This window comes from Streptococcus sp., assembly GCF_030825805.1.
Taxonomy (GTDB): domain Bacteria; phylum Bacillota; class Bacilli; order Lactobacillales; family Streptococcaceae; genus Streptococcus.
The window spans coordinates 1-21053 of sequence record NZ_JAPJPF010000033.1; the positions used below are offsets into that span (position 1 = coordinate 1).

Annotated in this window: 22 protein-coding genes and 3 pseudogenes; 16 read left to right on the plus strand and 9 right to left on the minus strand. The window is 37.0% G+C overall.

Going from position 1 to position 21053, the window contains the following annotated elements; all coding sequences use genetic code 11:
* Positions 1 to 121: 121 nt before the first annotated feature.
* The 9 genes and pseudogenes from RCH62_RS06115 to RCH62_RS06155 form a co-directional block, all read right to left on the minus strand.
* Positions 122 to 665 (minus strand): annotated as a pseudogene (locus RCH62_RS06115) (integrase core domain-containing protein); the annotation flags it as partial.
* Between the two features lie 249 nt (positions 666 to 914).
* Positions 915 to 1076: pseudogene (locus tag RCH62_RS06120) on the minus strand (helix-turn-helix transcriptional regulator); the annotation flags it as partial.
* A gap of 8 nt (positions 1077 to 1084) precedes the next feature.
* A pseudogene (locus RCH62_RS06125) lies at positions 1085 to 1330 on the minus strand (hypothetical protein); the annotation flags it as partial.
* A gap of 299 nt (positions 1331 to 1629) precedes the next feature.
* Positions 1630 to 2274: a hypothetical protein gene (locus tag RCH62_RS06130; RefSeq protein WP_003005243.1), complete on the minus strand. Its 645-nt coding sequence runs from the start codon at positions 2272 to 2274 to the stop codon at positions 1630 to 1632.
* 202 nt (positions 2275 to 2476) lie between these two features.
* Positions 2477 to 3163: an XRE family transcriptional regulator gene (locus RCH62_RS06135; RefSeq protein ID WP_003005466.1), complete on the minus strand. Its 687-nt coding sequence runs from the start codon at positions 3161 to 3163 to the stop codon at positions 2477 to 2479.
* An 8-nt stretch (positions 3164 to 3171) separates the two neighbouring features.
* Positions 3172 to 4032: an ImmA/IrrE family metallo-endopeptidase gene (locus tag RCH62_RS06140; protein ID WP_003005383.1), complete on the minus strand. Its 861-nt coding sequence runs from the start codon at positions 4030 to 4032 to the stop codon at positions 3172 to 3174.
* Between the two features lie 98 nt (positions 4033 to 4130).
* Complete coding sequence (locus RCH62_RS06145; protein ID WP_128861175.1) at positions 4131 to 5582, minus strand: AbiH family protein; 1452 nt, start codon at positions 5580 to 5582, stop codon at positions 4131 to 4133.
* Positions 5583 to 5681: 99 nt separating this feature from the next.
* On the minus strand, positions 5682 to 6098 hold the full coding sequence (locus RCH62_RS06150; RefSeq protein WP_003005008.1) for a pyridoxamine 5'-phosphate oxidase family protein: 417 nt from the start codon (positions 6096 to 6098) through the stop codon (positions 5682 to 5684).
* Positions 6099 to 6156: 58 nt separating this feature from the next.
* Positions 6157 to 6504, minus strand: a complete 348-nt coding sequence (locus RCH62_RS06155; protein WP_003005054.1) for a helix-turn-helix domain-containing protein — start codon at positions 6502 to 6504, stop codon at positions 6157 to 6159.
* Positions 6505 to 7157: 653 nt separating this feature from the next.
* On the opposite strand from RCH62_RS06155, the gene RCH62_RS06160 reads away from it, so the two are divergent.
* The 16 genes from RCH62_RS06160 (at position 7158) to RCH62_RS06235 (ending at position 20943) form a co-directional block, all read left to right on the plus strand.
* Positions 7158 to 7340: a hypothetical protein gene (locus tag RCH62_RS06160; RefSeq protein ID WP_045759901.1), complete on the plus strand. Its 183-nt coding sequence runs from the start codon at positions 7158 to 7160 to the stop codon at positions 7338 to 7340.
* A 34-nt stretch (positions 7341 to 7374) separates the two neighbouring features.
* On the plus strand, positions 7375 to 7671 hold the full coding sequence (locus RCH62_RS06165; RefSeq protein ID WP_049472387.1) for a hypothetical protein: 297 nt from the start codon (positions 7375 to 7377) through the stop codon (positions 7669 to 7671).
* A gap of 21 nt (positions 7672 to 7692) precedes the next feature.
* The gene (locus RCH62_RS06170; protein WP_013904644.1) at positions 7693 to 8154 is read left to right on the plus strand and encodes a hypothetical protein; all 462 of its coding nucleotides are present in this window, start codon (positions 7693 to 7695) and stop codon (positions 8152 to 8154) included.
* A 13-nt stretch (positions 8155 to 8167) separates the two neighbouring features.
* On the plus strand, positions 8168 to 9856 hold the full coding sequence (locus tag RCH62_RS06175; protein WP_306474848.1) for an FtsK/SpoIIIE domain-containing protein: 1689 nt from the start codon (positions 8168 to 8170) through the stop codon (positions 9854 to 9856).
* Positions 9857 to 10063: 207 nt separating this feature from the next.
* Positions 10064 to 11296: a replication initiation factor domain-containing protein gene (locus RCH62_RS06180; protein WP_306474849.1), complete on the plus strand. Its 1233-nt coding sequence runs from the start codon at positions 10064 to 10066 to the stop codon at positions 11294 to 11296.
* Between the two features lie 14 nt (positions 11297 to 11310).
* Positions 11311 to 11544 carry a hypothetical protein gene (locus tag RCH62_RS06185; RefSeq protein WP_000456042.1) on the plus strand — a complete coding sequence of 78 codons (234 nt, stop codon included), beginning with the start codon at positions 11311 to 11313 and terminating at the stop codon, positions 11542 to 11544.
* 1 nt (position 11545) lies between these two features.
* Positions 11546 to 12103 (plus strand): conjugal transfer protein, encoded by a 558-nt coding sequence (locus tag RCH62_RS06190; protein WP_306474850.1) that lies wholly within the window; start codon positions 11546 to 11548, stop codon positions 12101 to 12103.
* A gap of 11 nt (positions 12104 to 12114) precedes the next feature.
* Positions 12115 to 13110, plus strand: a complete 996-nt coding sequence (locus RCH62_RS06195) for a conjugal transfer protein (protein ID WP_306474851.1) — start codon at positions 12115 to 12117, stop codon at positions 13108 to 13110.
* Between the two features lie 9 nt (positions 13111 to 13119).
* On the plus strand, positions 13120 to 13344 hold the full coding sequence (locus tag RCH62_RS06200) for a TcpD family membrane protein (protein ID WP_003005585.1): 225 nt from the start codon (positions 13120 to 13122) through the stop codon (positions 13342 to 13344).
* Positions 13345 to 13346: 2 nt separating this feature from the next.
* A complete protein-coding gene (locus RCH62_RS06205) occupies positions 13347 to 13757 on the plus strand; it encodes a conjugal transfer protein (RefSeq protein WP_006149323.1) in 411 nt (136 codons plus the stop codon).
* A gap of 13 nt (positions 13758 to 13770) precedes the next feature.
* Positions 13771 to 16275: an ATP-binding protein gene (locus RCH62_RS06210; protein ID WP_003005292.1), complete on the plus strand. Its 2505-nt coding sequence runs from the start codon at positions 13771 to 13773 to the stop codon at positions 16273 to 16275.
* Positions 16276 to 16286: 11 nt separating this feature from the next.
* Positions 16287 to 18170 carry a conjugal transfer protein gene (locus tag RCH62_RS06215; RefSeq protein ID WP_306474852.1) on the plus strand — a complete coding sequence of 628 codons (1884 nt, stop codon included), beginning with the start codon at positions 16287 to 16289 and terminating at the stop codon, positions 18168 to 18170.
* A gap of 1 nt (position 18171) precedes the next feature.
* Positions 18172 to 18396 carry a hypothetical protein gene (locus tag RCH62_RS06220; protein ID WP_003005653.1) on the plus strand — a complete coding sequence of 75 codons (225 nt, stop codon included), beginning with the start codon at positions 18172 to 18174 and terminating at the stop codon, positions 18394 to 18396.
* Between the two features lie 16 nt (positions 18397 to 18412).
* A complete protein-coding gene (locus RCH62_RS06225) occupies positions 18413 to 19525 on the plus strand; it encodes a CHAP domain-containing protein (protein ID WP_003005445.1) in 1113 nt (370 codons plus the stop codon).
* Positions 19526 to 19541: 16 nt separating this feature from the next.
* Positions 19542 to 19790, plus strand: a complete 249-nt coding sequence (locus tag RCH62_RS06230) for a DUF3173 family protein (protein WP_003005186.1) — start codon at positions 19542 to 19544, stop codon at positions 19788 to 19790.
* Between the two features lies 1 nt (position 19791).
* Positions 19792 to 20943: a site-specific integrase gene (locus tag RCH62_RS06235; RefSeq protein ID WP_003005221.1), complete on the plus strand. Its 1152-nt coding sequence runs from the start codon at positions 19792 to 19794 to the stop codon at positions 20941 to 20943.
* Positions 20944 to 21053: the final 110 nt, after the last annotated feature.

A 21053-nucleotide genomic window follows, 5' to 3' on the forward strand; every position in this document is an offset into this window, starting at 1 on the left:
TTCATAACGAAATTTAAGGTAGAACTTATCAGGACTCTGCCTTTTTAGGCTCTTTTCTACCATTTGTCAAGTCTGTCAAGGCTTTAAGTAAAAAAATGAGATATGAAAAGGCAACACTTTTCTATACAAAATTTATAAAGTGTTTTTTTAAAGCGCTGATTCGCTTAGCGATTGGGGTTTGGTAGTTCAGACTGCTGTGAATGCGGTGATGATTCCACCAGTAAACGTAGTCCTTTGTTTTAAAGGTTAGTTCTTTCAGCGAATGGAAGGTTTCTTGGTTGACAAACTCGAGTTTGAAGGCACGGTAAGTACTTTCAGACACGGCGTTGTCATAGGGACAAGCTGCTTGACTTAGAGACCGAGCGATGCCGCATCTCATCAATCAGCTGGTTATCAAACTCCTTACCACGGTCAGAATGGAACAGCTTGACATTGGTAAGCGCGTAAGGAATGCTTTGATTGGCTTGTTTGACGAGCTCTGCAGTCTTGTGCCACCCAACTGACAGTCCAATAATTTCGCGGTTAAAGAGATCAATGATCAAACAAACATAAGCCCAACGATTTCCAACACGGACGTAGGTCAAATCTGTTACAATTGCTTCAAGTGGCTTTTCTTGGTCAAATTCTCGAGCCAATAGGTTTGGAATAGGTGCTTCATTTTTTTGAGCTAGTTCTTTATCAAAATAAACAGTATTATAATCCTGATCATTATAAACCGTTGAACCGATACCAGCAGACATTTTTTCGTAAACATGATATTCGTATAGTTTTGCTGATATTGAAACAACGTTCTTATAAGCTTCTTTTTGAACTAGGTTTCTGACATAATTAAGTGCATTATTCTTACCTTCATCTGATAAAGTATTATATAGTCGGACGATTTCGATCTCTGTAAAAAAACCTTTTGGTACATTTAGAATCTGCTCTAGTTGTTGCACTTTTTCTCTAGATGGTTGTTTTACTCCACGTTCCCATGCGGAATAGGCTTGATAGCTGACTCCCAACTGATCAGCAATATCTTTTTGAGTCTTTTTTAGCTCTTTTCTACGAGCTTTTAGTTTTTCTGGTTGATACATCGTTTTCCTCACATTAATAGTAACTTCAATTCAGCTTTTTGTTTTGCCTCTTTGTCTGTTAGCTTATTTTTATCCCAAACATAAGCTATAGATTTTCCTTTATCATAGATGAGCCATACTTTTAGATTGTCACAGCAAGTCTTAATTGTTTTCCAATTCTCTTGGTTTAAAAGTTCAGGATACTCTTGACTAGTCACAAAACTTTTTTTGATCACAGATCGCTCTATCTTATAGATTAGAGAAGCCTGATAGTTTTACAATTGATCAAGAAAGTAACACCTTCCTTTTATCAGGAGAAGGTAGAACTGATTCAACAGTAAAATATAAAGTTAAGGATGGCACCATTACAGTCGATATATCTGGAATAGAACATGAATATTACCAAAAAGGCAGTAAAGCATATAATAAAGCACTTCAACAATATAATAAGTAGAAATAGAGCGATGAAGTTTTGATTTCTTTCCCAATTTGGCTATAAGAAAACACCCTGAAAGATAGATAGGAAAATCTAACTTTTGGGGTGTTTTCAATTTTAAGAGCGTTGAATATGTCTTTATTTTGTGAGTGAGACACGGAAATCATTGTATTTGCTATAATCAAAGTCTTCATTAAGTCCTGTTACAAATACAATCGGTGTATAATGGCCCTCTTCCAAAATGAAACCGGCTTTTACCTTGGCATTGGCTCCCCCAAGTCCAGCAATACCGGGAAGAAGGGCATCAAAAGCTCCAGGTTCGTCTGTTTCCCAGTAATAGATATTACCAGAAGCTTGAACAGCTTTTGCTCTAGTCGTTGCTGTACGAATTGGGTTCACATCTGCTTGATAAAAGTTTGCTGTCGTAGTAACCGTTCCGTCCGCAGCCACTGTCATTTGGACATCTTTTGCGATTTCAGTTGTACCTGTCCAAGTCCCTACCAGCTCTGCAGGAACCATTTGTGATGAATCTGTAGCTTTGTCACCACTTGTTGTATTAGACGCTGTGGTTGTTTGACTTGATTGTGTTGTTTCTTCTGAACTAGATTCAGTTTCTTTTGTATTTTTCTTTTTAGAAGACTGATTTGTTTTATTCTGACTAGATTTCATAGAAGTCTGTGTTTCTTTTACAGAAGAACTGTTCTCCTCTTTTTTAGAACCACAAGCTACTAGTAGAGTTGCAGAAGTTAAGCCTAAAAGTGCTAAACTTGTCCATTTTTTCATAATTATGATACCTCACCTAAATTTATATTAGCTATTATATTACAATGTTACAGAATGTCAAGTGTTTTTGAAATATTTTTGTAACATTTGTAATTTATCTAAATTTTCAACAGGGTGGCGCATAGGGTTACAAAGTAAAAGATTTCTATATTCTTTGTTACATAATCATCAGAAATAGAAAAACAACGTAAATAAAATGTTGTTAGAGTTTCATTGGTACAAAATTACCAACAATAATTCCTACAATTCTAGGATCTTCATCATACGAAAGAAAAATATCTTTATAGTTTGGATTGATAGAAACCAGCCTTAAGCCATGCTCCTCTCGATAAACTCGTTTAATATAAGTCCGGCTATTGCAGACTACGGCATAAACTGCTCCATCATAATCAAATCCTGTCTCACGAATGAGAGCCACAGAGCCATTTTGATATTTGGGCTCCATTGAGTCACCAGATACCCATGAAGCAAAATCATGAGGCAGTTCTTCATCAAAATAAACAGTATCATAGTTTTGATCGTTATACACCGATGAACCGATACCAGCAGACATTTGTTCGTAAACATGGTATTCGTATAGTTTTTCTGATATAGGAACAACATTCTTACATTTTTCTTTTTGAGCTAGGCCTCTGACATAACTAAGTGCTTGATCCTTAGCTTCATCTGATAAAATATTATATAGTCGGGCAATTTCAAGCTCTGTAAAATAGCCTTTCGGTACATTTAGAATCTGCTCTAGTTGTTGCACTTTTTCTCTAGATGGTTGTTTTACTCCACGTTCCCATGCGGAATAGGCTTGGTAGGTAATACCTAATTGATCTGCAATATCTTTTTGAGTCATTTTTAGCTCTTTTCTACGAGCCTTTAGTTTTTCTGGTTGGTACATCGTTTCCCTCACATTAATAGTAATTTCAATTCAGCTTTTTGTTTTGCCTCTTTGTCTGTTAGTTTATTTTTATCCCAAACATAAGCTATAGATTTTCCTCTATCATAAATGAGCCATACTTTTAGATTGTCACGGCAAGTTTTTATTGTTTTCCAATTCTCTTGATTGAGAAGTTCTGGATACTCTTGACTAGTCACGAAGCCTTTTTTGATTACTGATTGCTGAATCTTATTGATTAGAGAAGTCTGAAAGTTGTTGAATTCCTTTATAATCTGATCTTTGACACCGTGAAACAAAAGGAGTAGTGTGGCATTTTGTCCATCAATATAAGCATCGATAGCCTGCTTAATGGTACTTTCTTTTCCAGGATAATATTCTCTAAGAAGATCTAAAAGGCGATAAAACAATGCCTGTTTTGAAACATCCAGACTATTTTGAATATGTTGAAAGGTGTCGCAACTATAATAAATCTTTGACAACAAAACAATGTCAGGCATTAATACTACAGCAGAGAAAATATTCGCTTCTCGCTCTAGTAGGTTCTCCTGATTATCAATAGATTCTGCAAAATAATTACCTTCATGCTCTAGGATAAAATGTCCTAGCTCATGACACAGCGTAAAATTTTGCTTCACAATGGGATTATCCTTTTCATAAGAAAAACTAATACCTAATTCATCAATAACAGTTAATCCTTCAATCTTGTGATTTGAGAAGTGGTGACTAATTACTTGAATTTGATATTTTTGAATACAATATTGAAAGAAGTAGTTGAAATTATAATTTAGTAATGAAATATCATGATCCTTCATGTATTGGTATAACACATGTTTTGTAGACTTACTTATTCTTGTATACAATTCGTCCAAAGAATGATACCTCCTTTAAGTATTATTCACAAAACTAAACCAATATGGTTGAGTTAATTATATAAAAATAGTGGACGATTGTCCACTAGAAATCAGAATTACAATTCTACAATCTTAATTCTATTGTTTTGAATAAGATTTCTGAATAAATCTGTATTCGATTGCTTGTTTATAGAATATTCTCCAAATAAGGACGAAATAGAGTGAATCAATTCCCTCCTTTTCTTATCAGTGGTTGTCCCCTCGTAGACATTATAAACAAAGATAAAATGTGCTTCAGGATTGTCAATATAACTATCCAAAATTTTTCTGAAATAACCATAGTCAGCTTTTGAAAGCGAGTGTCCAAAGAAAATTATTTCTTTTATGGATGGACTAAGAATTTCAGACATTCTACTGTTTTCAAACCATTCCTCAAACATTACTTTTGTATATAAATCAAGAGTTCTTGATGTCTTTGTAAAAATATACTCATTTGATATTGGAGATAAAAACTCATCATCCACACCAAATATAATCTCTTTAGTCTCCGAATCAAGACGACCATGTAAATTTAAAGTTTTGATGGGATTTTCTTTAAAAATTGGATGAAGGTATTCCGCCCTATTTCCTTTTTCAGACATATCCCAGGGTGTTGAATAGTTAAACGTTAATACGTTATATGTTGAAATTCCAGTTTCTTTTCCAATTTTTCCTAAAATAGATTCTATCAAATTCCCTGCATTTATTTGATAGTTAACTCCCATATCGTAAATACTTAAAGTAAGATATTCTCTAAAATCCATCTCTAGCTCTTTTAATTCTGCTAAAAGAACTTGAGCAACCATCGGAAATAGTTCTTTCTCTAATTTACTGTCAAACGAGTTTTCAAATTTTTTTCTCTCTGTTATACTACCAATGTTTCTTTTGTCATATTCATGATACTCTTCCCATAATTCATTCTCTTTTTTTCTAAATTCTATAAACAAATCTTTAGAGCCTTCAACATTGAAAGAATCAAGCTTTTTATTCAGCAAATTATATGACAACAATTCATATATCTTTTCGATTTCCTTATTGTTCAGATGACTAATTCTTTGAGTACGTATCATAGATTTGCCATTTTGATAAATTGAAAGCAAACTATCACCGATGCTTTCCACAATATTCATACTATTATCTTTTGTAGCCAATTGATTTGCAATTTGATTTTCAACTTGAAACCAATCCATATCGTTTGTCATTTTTCTATATAGAAAAATAATATACCATGAATTTAATTCAGGCACTACTTCGCTTTTACTTATGCCTCCGTCATGCGCAAAGTTGATATCTTTTAAGTATCGCTCAATTTCAGAAAGAGTATATTCAAAAATATTACTATAACCATCTCTTTGAAGCTCTTCGTTATGATAATTGAGTTTATTTTCTAATATATACTCCAAAAACTTTTTGTAATCAGAAGGCACTTTGCATGTTAAATCAAAGCCATTACCCAATACTAAAAGTGTTTTTGGTAAGTTCCCAATATTTAAAAATTCAGTTTTATCATTCAACATCTGTACTCCCATTTACTAACTCATCAATAGAAACTTTATATAAATCTGCCAACTTGATTGCCGTAATTAGATATATATCCTCACTTTAATCCCCATTTTTGGAACTTTAATTTAAAGTTCTATAGTTTGTATTGTTTCTAGATCTTTGGTAACGATCGCAGTATCAAATCGTATTTCAAATAAAACTAAAGATTCCCCTGCAAATTCAATGGTATTTTTGTAACCTGGTACTTTAGCAATAAATTGGTCCGCCACTTCAAAAATAGTTTTGGTACTTTTTTGAACTAAACCCTTAGCTTTTACGTGTTCATTCCCAGAGTGTGGAATTGTAGTAAATGCAATATGAGAGTTTGATTCCATTTCCTTAATCTTATCATTACCTTTGAATGATGAGAAGTAGAGTATATTATTGGTTGAATCGTAAATAAAATTGACGATTCTTACATTTGGAATATTATTTACAGATGTCGCTAAGGCTATTTCTTTTTGTTCAGACATTATTTTCAAAAATTCTTTTTTTACATCCATTCTTAAAGCACTTCCTTTATTCAATGTAATTATCTAACAAAAAAGTCTAATTTTAAGTTTACTTGTTTTTGTCAAATGCTTCTTTTCTCTTTTTCATAAATTCAATCAGTTCTTTTTTGAATAATTCTTTTTCTTCCTCTGTCAGACCTTTTGAATTCATACGAAAAAGTAATTCAATATCTTCTAATACATCACTAGTTTGTCTGTTTTCTGTATTTCCTAACAAGTAATCAACTGAAACATATAAAATTTTAGATAATTTCACCAGATTGTCTTGGGTTGGTTTTTTGATTCCACGTTCCCATGAAGCGTAAGCTGGTTGGGAAATTCCTAGTTTTTCAGCTACATCGACTTGAGTGAGCCCAGCTTCTTTCCGAAGGTTTTTTAAGCGTTCCGAAAATTCCATTTTTGACCTCTAAAAATAATTTTAACTTTTTAAAATAATCTCTTGACAAATATAACTGTCAGTTATATAATGTAAATATAGCTGATGGTTATATAAGTTTTAAAAATAATAACACCTAATTATCGGCATTATGATCATTGACAATTAAATAAAAAGTGCGTCTGACAACCAGAGAACTGATCATCAGAACTACACATAAACTTCGTACCTTTATTGTAAATGTTTTGATACTAAAAGTCAAGTCCGTTTTACGGTTGAAGTGAAGATTTAAAACAAGTATTTGTGGGCTTCCACGCATTTCGGACTTTCGCACTTTTCCGAATAGTAAAGTGAACTGGCTTCGCCAAAGGGCGTAAGAGAATCTCTTGGGTATGATCAAGACTACCTAAAGAGATTGGCTGGGAAAGCGATGGTAATTTACGCAATGCACCTTGCTAAACGTTGCCACCGTGGAAAGAGGGATCTTTCCAACCAAATAACTTTTCTTTACTGCTGTCTATCTAATTAGATAGACCTACTCTCAAGCTACTAAGTTCTTTCCTTTTTTCACTTAGTAGCTTTTTTACTTATTACAATAAAGGAGAATGATATGACAAACTTTTTTCGCACTACAATGTAAGCGACTCTACGATAACTATGAATTTACCTATGGTATGTTTAGTGAATCTGATAAACTACAGGCTAAACTCTATGCTCAGGCTCAAATAGATTTAGATCATCTCGCAGATGATGCTCGTAAAAATGGCTACGCTCATGGGGATATTCAATTCTATAGTCGTATGTTTAAACGCAAATTATTTACCCACTATTACTCAAGAGTGAAGCAACTAGCTTAACTCTTTTTATTTTACACTCAGAAAGGAAAATCTTATGATCTCAGAAACACTCAAAATGAAACCAGAATTTATTGGCCCTGCTTACTACGAACGTTTAGGAAATGCTCCTAAATTTATTTTTGGAAAAGAAGGTAAATACCAACGTCACATTCTAAACAGCGCAGAGCACGGTGCTTTCCATGTCATCACACCAGCTTCTACAACAGTCTTCCCAGAAGATGCTCTAGTAGAAGCAGTTAACCCAATCTTTTTCCCAGACACTGCGCTAAATGGCAATAATGTTGCACCTTACCTCAATGTCTTTGCGGAAAAATTAGTACTCAAAAAATAACAAATAAAAGGAGAAAATCACATGGCTAAAATTGGATTAAACTACGGAGAAAAACTACAAATTGCTGACAAGACTTATCGTGTCATTACAGATGGACTAGATGTCCCAGCTGTCCTTGGAAAACTGTCTTTCCGAGGCATTGAAGGTCCTGATATCATCTTTGAAGTGGATCGTTCACAACGAAATCCTGATGGATCATTTGTACAAGTTAATACAGGTGAGATTCGTGGAATTGTTGTAGGAATTCATTCTTCTGTCCAGCATGAAACCCTCTTTTTCACTATCGCAGATATGTCTGAGTCTGAAATTGAAGACCTAGGTATTAAATACCGAGAAGAGGTTGAATTGGAAGATATTGTTATCACTCATACCCACGTCAATCGTAATGATATCTATAAGCTCTTTGCTTCTAAAATCAAGAAAAAAACTGGAGGCGCACCGATTAAAGAAAACAAACCGGTAGAAAATAAGAAGGAAAACTAGGAGGTGATGCAGGATGAAACTCTTTACCTATCGGGGAAAAAGAGTTCGAGTTTTTCATCGTAAACTAAAGGGAATCACATGGTTTATCTGGTGGTTTCCTTTTTTGTTGGCTATTAGTTACTACAGCTACTTACATTTAGAAGAATTAAAATCTCATCCCTTACCCCAAGGATATTTTCTAGGAGCTGGGCTTCTCTTTTCTTTGCTTTTCTCTTGGTTTATTAATCGGGTTTGCTACAGGAAGATGCTCTTTTTTCAAAAGCTCAATAGCCTTCGAATTCTTTCTCGCTTTTTGCTAGAGAATAACCTCTATCTCGTTAAAAAGGTCAGACGTGAAAACAAGATCATTGAAAAAATCACCTTACCTCAAGTGTATATCAAACAGTCTCGCTACAAGATTGAAGTGAGTTTCATTCTAGAAGGTAATAAATTTCAAGATCGCTTCCTCAACCTTGGAGCTACGCTTGAAGTCATGTTTAATGGAGATTTTCGAAATAAAACCTTTGATAACCGCTTTATCAAATATGAAATTGCTATTAATCGGATTGATAGTCGAATCACCATCGATGAAGTAAAAGTCAAGGGATCAAAACTCCAGCTCATGAAAGATGTATCTTGGGATTATATTGAAGAACCTCATCTTCTCATCGGTGGTGGAACTGGTGGAGGAAAAACCGTTGTTCTGATGACCATAATCTATGCACTAGCTAAAGTCGGCTTTGTCGATATCTGTGATCCAAAGAATTCTGACCTGGCTGGATTAAAGAAAATTCCAGTCTTTCATGGTCGGGTATATACTAGTAAGGAAGATATCATTAACTGTTTTAAAGAGAGTGTAGAGTTCATGGAAAAACGCTATGAACGGATGTCTACTTCGCCAAAATTCCAAGCTGGAAAGAACTTTACTCATTATGACATGAAACCAAAATTCATTCTAGTAGACGAGTGGGCAGCGCTTATGGCAAAGATCGATCGTGACTATAGCCAACAGTCAGAACTAATGGAATACCTCTCCCAGTTAGTTCTAGAAGGCCGTCAAGCTGGAGTCTTTATCATCTTTGCTATGCAACGGCCCGACGGTGAATTTATTAAAACTGCTCTTCGGGATAACTTTATGAAGCGTCTCTCCGTCGGTCATTTAGAATCAACAGGATATGACATGATGTTTGGAGATGCTAATAAAACCAAAGAGTTCAAAAAGCTAGATGAAATCAATGGAGTAAAGGTCAAAGGACGGGGCTATATCGCAAATAATGGCGAGCTGGCTGGTGAGTTTTTCTCTCCTTATGTTCCGCTTGATCAAGGTTTTTCCTTCTACGATGCCTACTCTAAAATTCCCATTATGGAGTTTGAAGGAGAAGAATTCTCAGTATTTGAAGAATATAAACCAACAGTTGAAACAATTGATCCTATTGAGGAAGAAGAGTCTATAGAAAACGAACCAAACAAACGACCACTCAAGGAATTTGCGGACGAACAAAATCTTAAAATGCCAACCTTACGCAAGATTATCTATCTTTTAACAGAACAAGGGATCATCTTTGATCGGACTGTATCCGCTATTCTAGTGGATCCTTTTCAAGAAAAACTTCTTCTTGAAATCCTCGCTCAATTTGAAGAGGGAGGACGCAGGTCTTATCCAAAAGCAGTTGAAGCGACGATTGTTCATCATGGGCTAGGACAAGGGCAAGGGCAAGCCTGACCGCAGGTCAGGCGCAGACCGTAGCCCGAAGTTTCTAGGCCATGATGAAACTTCAACCCCCGTTTTCTAATAGGGGGGTTACAATTGGCAAAAACGCCAAGTCCACCCCTCCTCATTCCTTATGGGAGTTGGGTTTTCAATTTTTATGAAGTGTGTCACTTTCGTCAAAAAAGTGTGTCACTTTGTTAGAAAGAGGTGTTGCGATGAATGGACAAAATTAGTCCTTTTCATATTAAGAATTTCAGAAAACAAACAGGACTTAGTCAAAAAGCATTTGCACAAGCTGTTGATCTCCCTACAAGAACCTATCGCTCTTATGAAACAGGCGAAAGAGGACTAACGATTGATAAGTTTAGAGAACTTAAAGAAAAACTTGGTTACTATAAAGATTGCGATAAAAACAGTCTTCGGGCTCAGATCGACTATCTCCGATTGACCTTTCCTCGATTAAAAGATTTAGACGCTTTCTGTGAAAACTTCCTTCACTGCCACCTTAGCGAATTTACAGACCAAGAAACCCGTCTTATGAACTATACCCACTTGTGGCAACGAGGGAATATCTGGATTTTTGATTTCTTTGATAAGTCTGTGACCAATGACTACCAAACTTGTCTTCAACTATCCGGGCAAGGATGCCGTGAGTTAGAACTACTTCTAGAAGACAAGGGGATCACTTGGCAGATCTTTCTTCAAAACATTCTTTATTCCTATGAAGATGTTCGGGTGAAGCGACTCGATATTGCTCTAGATGAACTCTATAAGGGTTACGGTCACGAGGACGAACAAATTCAAATTCCAAAACTGATTGATAAGCTCTATTCCAAAGAGATTGTTCTAGATACGATCAAGAAATGGAATATCACGGGTGGTGGATCTTTCACAGATAATGAAGACATGGAAGCTAATCACGGCTTGTCCATTTACTTTGGGAGCCGTCAAAGTCAACTCTACTTCAACTTTTATGAAAAGCGCTATGAAATAGCTCGAATGGAAAACATCTCCTTGGACGAATCCTTGGAGATTTTTGGTATCTGGAATCGCTATGAATTGCGATTTTCAGATCAGAAAGCTCAAGGCATTGTGGAGGAATACATCAATGGTGTAGATCTCGGAGAAATCGCACGAGGCATCATCAATAAAGAAATCCAAGTCTATGATGGAGTTACTCGTTTTGGAGCCTATAAACCCGATGAAAAATGGCAACGGCTCTTCGGAGGGATCGAACCCTTAAAACTCTCAACTAACCCACAACCTTACAGTATTGAGCGAACGATTCGCTGGCTGACCTATCAAGTTGCTAACTCCCTTGCACTAGTCACTGAAGCAGACAAGATCCTCCAAACAGAATACATGAAGATGATTCAAAATAGTGGAGAAATAACAGATCGAGGAAAAGCCATGTTACGACTTCTCAAAGCCAATAAACACTATGAACACTAGAAAGGAAAAACTATATGGAATACAAAGTTCAAATCAATTCACTAGAAAACTTTAAAGCTTGGTCTGGTGGACTAACCACCTTGAACACTGTCCGTGAACGTGGTGGAGTAGATACTCTAACCGTCATTTGTGAAGATATCTTCTCTGGCGATACTCCAACAGAAGGACAAATCAATGACTGGCTCTGGTTTGATTCAGATTTTATCTACCAAGCTCTAGGCTACGATGATCTGCTTGAGGCTTCTTGAGATGTTAAAGAAGATCTATCAAGCTGACTTTTTACTTCTTCCAGAACATGAATTCTGGAATATGTATATCCTCTTACGAAAGGGCAAAGACTTCTACTACGAATGTGCAGGCAGATGTACAGAAGATCTTCCAGATAGTAGAGGGTTCTATAACTATGAACATGCCTGTTTCACGCTAGATGGTCAAGTGTTGAGCGTAAATAAAAAAATGCGCCCCTCACTCATTACTTATATCCAAAAGACCATCAAAGACAATCAAGAAACATTTAGAAAGGAAATTGAAATGGCCACTAAAACTATTTTTGAAAAAAAAGTCTCTCAAGTCACGAATGAACTGGGAGAATTACTTAAAAAGAAAGATCACAGAGAGGCTTGGACCAAAGCTGGAGAATTAAATAGTCTCTTAAAAAAAGAAGAAGCTAAAGACCTAAAACCTGACTTGATCGAACAACTCCAAACTGAGCTACGAGGCTACTATTACATTAATGGCGAGATCGAAAAAGCAAATAAGCGCCTCTATGCAAAAGGCTCAAAGCTCATTGAACTCGCTACTCTCTAAAAGGAGGATCTATGGATAAAGCTAAACGCTATTTGCTTCAAGCAAAAGAATATCTCTCACACTTTAAAAAGGTAGAGAAAAAAGGAGGTCCACCAAAACTAAAAGTCACCAATAAAAAGACCGTCAATATCGCAGTCATAGGAGGAATTTCTTTCCTCCTTTTTGTTGGTTTCTTAGGATCTGTTCGTGCTATCACACTCTCAAATAAGGTAGGAACACTACAAGCTCAAGTGGAGGCTACTAAAAAACAAGAGGCACAGCCAATGGAGTCGAGTAGAAAATACGACTACAAACTCCAGTATTACCTGAATGACTATGTCTATGCTTATTTCACCCTTCCACAAGAAGGAGACAAACAACAAGCTCAAGTGGATTACCTAAATAGCTTTTACAACTTCATTCCTGATGTGAAAGCCCAAGGTCAAGTTCGAAATCCTAGTGAACTTCTCTACTCTCAGTTAGTAACTGTAGAAGGAAAGGTTGCGACCTATAAGATCAAATACAAGGAGACTATCCGTCGGGACAATAACACGGAAGAAAAAGAAATCGTGACAGGTTTCAATATTCCATTTGATGAAAAAGATGGGAAATATTATATTTCTGGCCTTCCTTGGTTTTCTGCCATTGAATCCTCACAAGCTGGACACTTTAGCGAAGACGATCAGCTTCAATTAACCGCTAACGATCACTTTTCAGATGGTCAGCGTAAAAAAGTTGAAAAATTCCTCAAAGTCTTCTTTACCAACTATACTACTAACCAAGATAACCTTAATCTGATTGCTAAGGATGTGGATATTATAGCCAATACCACCTTCAAAACGATTGATTATACCTATCTTAAAAAAGATGGAAAAAATCTAATTGCTTATGTCCAAGCAACCTTTGAGGTAGGAGGTACCACTCACTCGGAAAACTTCACCTTTACCCTCTCAGAAAAAGAAAAGACCTACTATGTCACAAAACTAGAACACACCATTCCACTGAACTATGCAAATGATAAAGAATAGGAGAACTCTATGAATACAGACAATCTACGAACCTTCCTCCAGGGCGATGGAATTTGGATCCTGACAGCCATTGCCGTGCTCTTAGCGATCAAGGCTTGGCGGAACAGCTCTTGGCTTCAACTCTTCTCTGTCGTTGGTTTCTATGCCGTTATTGTTTCAATTGCGAAAGGACAAGATATCCTAAAAGCAGTCGGCTGGTTCCTGCGACTCTTCGGTATTGAATCAGGACTTTAAGTATGAATGAAGAAAGACTTTATGATTACAGTAAGGGCCTAAATGCTCCTTATTGGATCCAAGAAATCAAGACAAAAAAGGGCACTCGACTATGGTACTTTGCGACACCCATGCAGTTGTCCTTTTTCATTGTCTTTATCATCGTCTTTGTGGCCATGTTACTCTTTGGAGGGTTTATCTTTGTGCCACTCGCAAAAATCACTCACTCAATTTCTCTCTTGCTCTATTGGTATCTCCCTTACAAATTGGCCAAGTTCTATACTGAATACGAGCCTCACGGTAAAAAGATGCACGTCTTTATCGGAGATTACCTGATTTACTTCTGGGATTTTAAGCTAAACAAAAAAGCTATCTACCACGAAGATCGAATAGAGCCTGTAGAAGAAATTGTCTTTGAAAAAACAAATCTATAGAAAAGGAGGACCTATGAGTATTACTTTAACCTATCCTATTAGGGAAACAAATGAAAATCTAGCTCTCAAAAAAGATCAAACAGTCGTTGCTTATTATCGTATTCCAAACACTCCCATCACCATTACAGATGATGAAAAAAAGGGCAAACATAAAATCACTGTTGCTCAAATGATGAAGAAGCTCCAGAAAAACAAGTTCTTTGAAATATCTCTGATCCCTAAAGACTATCTCTTAGAAGAGAAAATGCGGGACTTTTCAGATGCTCTAGCAGATGACAGTCGTGATCTAGGAGAAGAACTTCTTCTCTACACAGTGGATCGCCTAACAGATGAAATGGAAATTCCATATCAGTTTGACTGGGTCGTAGGAGTGACTTTACGCAAACAAAATCACGGAGCTACCGTTAAAGACTTGGCCTATGAGAGCTTTAATGAATTCACTGAAAAAATAGCCAAGGGTCTGGGCTATGAATATGAATTAAGTCCCACTTGGTATGAAGACTATAAAAGTGATGAATTCACTATTTTCCAAGCCTTCTCTGTCCTTCGGGCAAAACGGTTATCCAATGAAGAACTCTTTTATTACCAGCGGATGCAATACCTCCGCTATATCCCTCACTACAAGAAAGAGGTACTGGCCAATCGTGCTCAATTCAATATCACGGATACCTTGATCAAAGTTCTAAAAGGTGGCTTCCTCAAGCTAGAAAGCCCTTATGGATCTTCCTTTGTAACTATTCTTCCTGTAGGTAAATTTCCTGTTCAATTCAACGGTTTTCATCTTGGAGAATTTATCCAACGTTTGAACTTCCCCGTTGAACTACGGATCAAGGCAGAATTCATTGATACCGGTAAGATCAAAGGTCGAATGGGACGCTCGAATACACGTTATCGGAATATCATGGAGGAGGCAGAAAATACCGATACTGTCCAACAAGACGAGATCATCATGGGTTCCATCTCCCTAAAAGACTTAATGAAGAAAGTCGGAAACAAGGAAGATATCATTGAATATGGGGCCTATCTTATCGTCTCCGCTTCTAGTGTGAACCAACTACGACAAAGAAGGCAAGTGGTTTTGAACTACTTTGATGATATGGGAGTCGAAATTAGCGAAGCCTCTCAAGACGGACCTTATCTCTTTCAAGCTCTACTCTATGGAGAAAACCTCCAAAAGAAAACTCGCACCTGGACTCATATGGTCACAGCTCGTGGCTTTTCAGAACTCATGCCCTTCACCAATACCTCTTCTGGAAACCGTATCGGTTGGTATATCGGCCGAGTAGACAACTGGACAGGTCGTTGGGACAATATCGCTAAAGCTATTGATTCCTCAAAGAACATTGTCCTCTACAATGCGACAGTAGGAAATAAGGAAGATATCGCTGGAAAGATTACCAAGAACCCACACATCATTATTACGGGTGCGACAGGTCAAGGAAAATCTTTCCTCGCTCAGATCATCTTTTTAAGTGTGGCTTTACAAAATGTTAAAACCCTTTATATCGACCCTAAACGTGAACTTAGAAATCACTACCAAGAAGTGATCAACTCACCTGAATTTGCACGTCTCTATCCTGAACGCAAGAAACAGATTGAGAACTTTAACTTTGTAACACTAGATAGCTCGCTTCCATCAAACCACGGAGTTTTAGATCCTATTGTTGTTTTGGATAAAGAACAGGCTGTAGAGGTCGCAAAAAACATGCTTGAGTTTCTACTACAAGCCGTAGATGATGTCACAATGGATCAAAAAACAGCGATCACAGAAGCTATTAATGCGATTGTAGAAAAACGAGTCGCTGGTGAGAAAGTCGGCTTTAAACATGTCCTAAAAGTGCTGAGAGACTCCACTTCTTCTGAAATCGCTTCGGTTGGTCGTTATCTGACTTCAATTGTCACAAACTCTATCTTGGAACTAGCCTTTTCAGATGGAACCACTCAAGGACTTAACTATGAATCACGGGTGACCATCCTAGAGGTCAATAACCTCAAACTACCAAAGGACGATTCCACAAAAATTTCAGATCATGAACGCAACTCTATTGCTCTCATGTTTGCGCTTGGAGCCTTCTGTACCCACTTTGGAGAACGAAATGAAAATGAAGATACCATTGAGTTCTTTGATGAAGCTTGGATTCTTATGAAGTCTGCAGAAGGAAAAGCCGTTATCAAAAATATGCGTCGGATTGGACGCTCCAAAAACAATACCTTGGCACTGATTACTCAATCTGTACATGATGCAGAAAATGACGATGATACAACGGGGTTCGGGACTATCTTTGCTTTTTATGAAAAGTCTGAGCGAGAAGATATCTTAAAACACGTCAATCTAGAAGTCACTGAAAGCAATCTCGAATGGATTGACAATATGATCTCTGGCCAATGCCTATACTATGACGTGTATGGCAATCTCAATATGATTTCCGTACACAACATCTTTGAAGATATTGATATGCTTCTAAAACCAATGAAAGCTACAGTATCATCAAGCCTTGAAAATAAATACGCTAGTTAGGAGGTGAATCCATGCAAGAAGCTTTTGACAAACTAAGAGGAGTCGATATCTTCTCTCTCAAGTCCTATATGGAGCCGACTGGATTCGCTTCCTTTAACGGGGCTTGGGTTCTGATTAATGAGCTTTTCGTCAACTTCTTCTTTTTCATTCTAAACGCAGTGGTGGGCTTCTTTTCTTTGCTGATTCGAATTCTTGAAAAGATTGATCTCTACTCCAACTACAAGAACTATGTATTTAATGGAGCGATGAATATCTGGAAAGGATTCATCGGTTCAAGTTCTGGCGGAGTCGCAAAACAATCACTCGTTTCAATGTTGCTTCTAATCCTAGCTTTCTATCTCTTTTATCAGTTTTTCTTTTCGAAAGGAGCTTTTTCAAGGACTCTACTTCATGTCTTTCTGGTACTCATCCTTGGCTTTGGTTATTTTGGGACAATTGCTGGAACTTCAGGTGGTCTGTATCTACTAGATACCATTCACCATGTTTCCCAAGATGTCACTAAAAATATCACGAATATCAAGGTGGAGTATGGTAATAATAAATCCATTAAAATTGGCGATTCCATGGCAGATAGCTATATTGCAGAAACTTCTTATAAAGCCTATGTCTTTGTCAATACAGGTCAAGAAAATGGGAAATATAAGAATAGCCAAGATGGGAAACAAGAGACTTTTGACGATAGTAAGGTATTAGGAACAGGCGATAAGAATGGAAACTTTAAAGCGGTTAAATCGAAAGATCGCAATAAATATCTAGATGAACTAGGAAATGGAGCCAATGATGATGGTGAAAAGAACCGTTGGGTTTCAGCTATGCCTGACTTCATCTTTACTCGCATGTTTTATGTCATCTTCAAAATCTGTGAAGCCTTCGTATTAGCGATACCGGTTATTTTGATTCAGATGTTAAACGTCATCGCGCAAACACTCGTCTTGATGATGATCCTGCTCTTTCCGATTGTGCTTTTGATGTCTTTTGTGCCAAGAATGCAGGATCTGATTTTTGGAGTTCTGAAAGTCATGTTTGGTGGGCTGCTTTTTCCAGCTATCACGAGTCTATTAACTCTTTTAGTTTTCTACATTGAAAAAATGATAGAAAACATTGTCATTACAGGTTTTGATGGCATCCTTAAAACACTTCCATCCTTGATCATCTTTGGCCTTGTCTTTAAACTACTCATTTCAGTTGTATCAAAAGGACTCGTCTATTTCCTTCTATGGAAATACAAAGCTGAGTTGATCCAATTCATTCTAGGATCTAAAGCACGAATGGTTGCGAATGATATTGGAAACAAAGTTGAAAAAGGAGTCACAAAGACCAGAGAGGTGGCTTCACAAGTACCATCGAGAAGTCTTTCATCTGCTCAACACCTTGGAAACTTTGCCTTAGCAGGTGCTGGTTTCGGAGCTGGAATGGTGATGAATGCCAAGAGTCATTTCCAAAATGTTGGTTCTTTCTTTACCAATAAGGAATCAGAGCACCAACCTGATGAAGTGCTCCCAGCAGAAACACTTGAGACGCCAACAAGTCCAGATGCTCCAGAACCAAGCATTCCGAAAACAAAGCCAACGCTAGAAGGGGTTAACCCCGTTGAAGAAAAGACACCAATTCGTTCAATGGAATCCCCAATCACAGTGGAGCCAATACCAAGTTCAAACGAGGAATTTCAAACTCTTAAAGAAGAATGGATTTCTCCATTTAAACAGCTCCGCATTAATAGTATTGAGCACAAATTAGAGGAATATAAAGATCCTCAAGCCATGTATAAAGCCCAAGGATCGAATGCCTTCACTCGTGCTTATAGGAAAACCATGACACGAGATGATAAATTGAGAGCCAATATTGAACGAAGAGACCGATTAACAGAACGATTAAAACAACTCAGAGGAGAATGATATGAATACCAAAATACGCTCAAGAACTTCTTTTCCAAGAGTTCTTGAAGAAACTCTTTATCAGGCCTACCAAGAAGGAAAACGCTCAGTCGATTTCCTTCTTTTATTTCCAGTCACAGAACAAGAGCAAGACCAAATTATCTTACAGGCCAAGTCCTATTCAGTCGTTCTAGATGCTAAATGGCGTTTTGGGACTGTCTTGTTCACTGCTTATATAAGACATTAACTAGAAAGGAGATTCGATGAAAAAACTAAAATGGTTTCTATTAGCTGGTCTCATTCCTCTTTTTCTACCAGTCCTCATTATCATTATCCTTATGGGAGCTGTCGGAGGTGGTGGAACGAATGGCTCACCCCAATCCCAAAATGGAGTGACTTATGCGGATCACTGGTCAGATGGAGATCCCTATACTCACAACCTACTGGTTCATCGCTTCGGTATTACAGCAGAGCAATTAGATGGCTTTTTAGATACGTTAGGAATCTCCTATGATAAGAACCGAATTAATGGGAAAAAGCTCCTCGAATGGGAAGCTAAATCTAATCTTGATGTCCGTGGAATCGTTGCGATCGCACTGAATGAAAGTTCCCTTGGAACTGCTGGGGTAGCCACTAATCCTGGAGCCAATATGTTTGGTTTTGGAGCTTATGACTCCAATCCAGAATATGCCAGTAATTTTAATGATGAGATTGCTGTTGTCGGACTAACCCAACAAACCATCATTGGAAATAAAAACCAAACTTTCAAAATTCAAGATGATAAGGCTAAAAAGTTTGCGAATGGAACACTCAATCCAGCAACTGATGGTGGAGTCTATTTCACAGATACCACAGGATCAGGAAAAAGACGTGCCGAAACCATGCAAAAACTGGATACTTTCATTGATGAACATGGAGGAACACCAAAAGCTCCTGAACAAACTACAGGAAAAACTAGAGATGGTGGAGGAATAACTTCAAATGATATACCTGTAGGTTATAGTTTGACAACAGCTATTGATACCACAGGATATATCACTAGTACCTATCCTTGGGGACAATGTACCTGGTATGTCTTCAATCGTGGAAAACAAGTCGGAGTCAACTTTGATCCATTTATGGGAAATGGTGGACAATGGATGAATAAGCCAGGTTTCACAACAACCCATACACCAACAGAACACTCTGCTCTATCATTTAGCCCTGGCCAAGCTGGAGCTGATCCAATATACGGACATGTTTCATTTGTGGAGCAAGTCAAATCAGATGGTTCAATTCTTGTCTCAGAGTGTAATGTTAAAGGATTAGGGATCATTAGTTACCGTACTTTTGACGCAGAAACTGCCAAACAATTTACTTATGTTATTGGACATTAGAAAGGAATAGATATAGATGATTCAAGTTGTAGATAAAAATGATTTAATGGAATTGATTGGATATTCCGAAACTCAAGCTAGTAAATTAATACGAAAAGCAAAGAGCCAGCTTGTACAAGAAGGATTTGAATGGTATAAAAATAAACGTATTGGACGTGTACCAATTATTACAGTTGAATCCATTCTTGGTTTTCAAATACAATTAAAAAATGATATAATTGAGGGGAACCTTCAAAGCGCTGTCATGACTGAAGGAGAAAAATAGCATGGCGGTAATAAAACAGGACGATGGACTGTGGCTAGTTGATATTAGTGATGGTAAAAGTTCCTTAACTGGCAAACGTATACGACACCGCAAATCTAATTTTTTAACGAAAAAAGAAGCAGAGGAATATGAGGCTTATTACCGTATCCATAAGTTAAATCAGATACAGAATACAAAAAAACTCACCATTTCCTCTCTTTATGTAATGTTAAAAGAAGAAGATGAGCTTCGTGGAAATAAAAGAGGTACAATAGATACTCAGAACTCATACTATACCCAATATGTATCGCGATTCTTTGAAAATGCTGATATGTCTTCAGTTACTATTCAAGATGTAAAAAAATATCGAGATTGGTTAATTGAACAGCCTAGTGTAAAAGGTGGAACACTTACACCTACGCATATTAACCAACAAATGATTTTTGTTCATAAGTTGTTTGATATTGCTATTTCGAAAGGATTTAGACAAGATAATCCATGTGATGCTATTCGGAAGCTTCCAGAAAAGCATAAAGAAATGTCTTATTATACTCCTGAACAATTCAAGAAGTTTGAATCTTATTTTGAAGAAAGTGAGTATCCTTTTAAACTTCTGTATCGTGTACTCATGTTTACGGGAATTCGTATGGGGGAGGCACTTGCCTTAACTTGGAGAGATGTTTTTCTTGACGAGGGATATATTAAAATCCGTAAGTCAGCCTATTATCGCAATGGAAAAACACATATTGGATCTGTAAAGACAACTCAATCAAATAGAGAAATCTACATCCATAAAGCTTTTGTGGATGAGTTGAAAACCTGGAAGTCAGTACAAAGTCAGAGACTATCTAAGCTAACTGATTCAACAGATGATTTGCAGATTTTCCAATTTTCAGGGGAACCTATGACTGCTCCGAATGTCTCTAACTTTAGAGCGACATTCAAGAAAAGATTGCCAGAAGATTTCAAATTGATCCGAAACCATGATTTTAGGCATTCGCATGTAGCCTTTTTGATAAATCAAGGATTGAGGAGAGGAGAAGGAAAGGATTATATCTTTTTTACTCTAATGAAACGACTAGGACATAGTTCTATCAATACAACAATAAATATCTACTCACATTTGTTCCCATCACAACAAAAAGAAGTCGCTAACGCATTTGACGATTTTTAAAAAAATGGGCAGAAGTGGGCAGTAAAAATAAAACAATAGGGTATAAACCCTTGATACGAAAGGAATCTAGAAAACATTATGATGAATATGCAAAATATGATGAAGCAAGC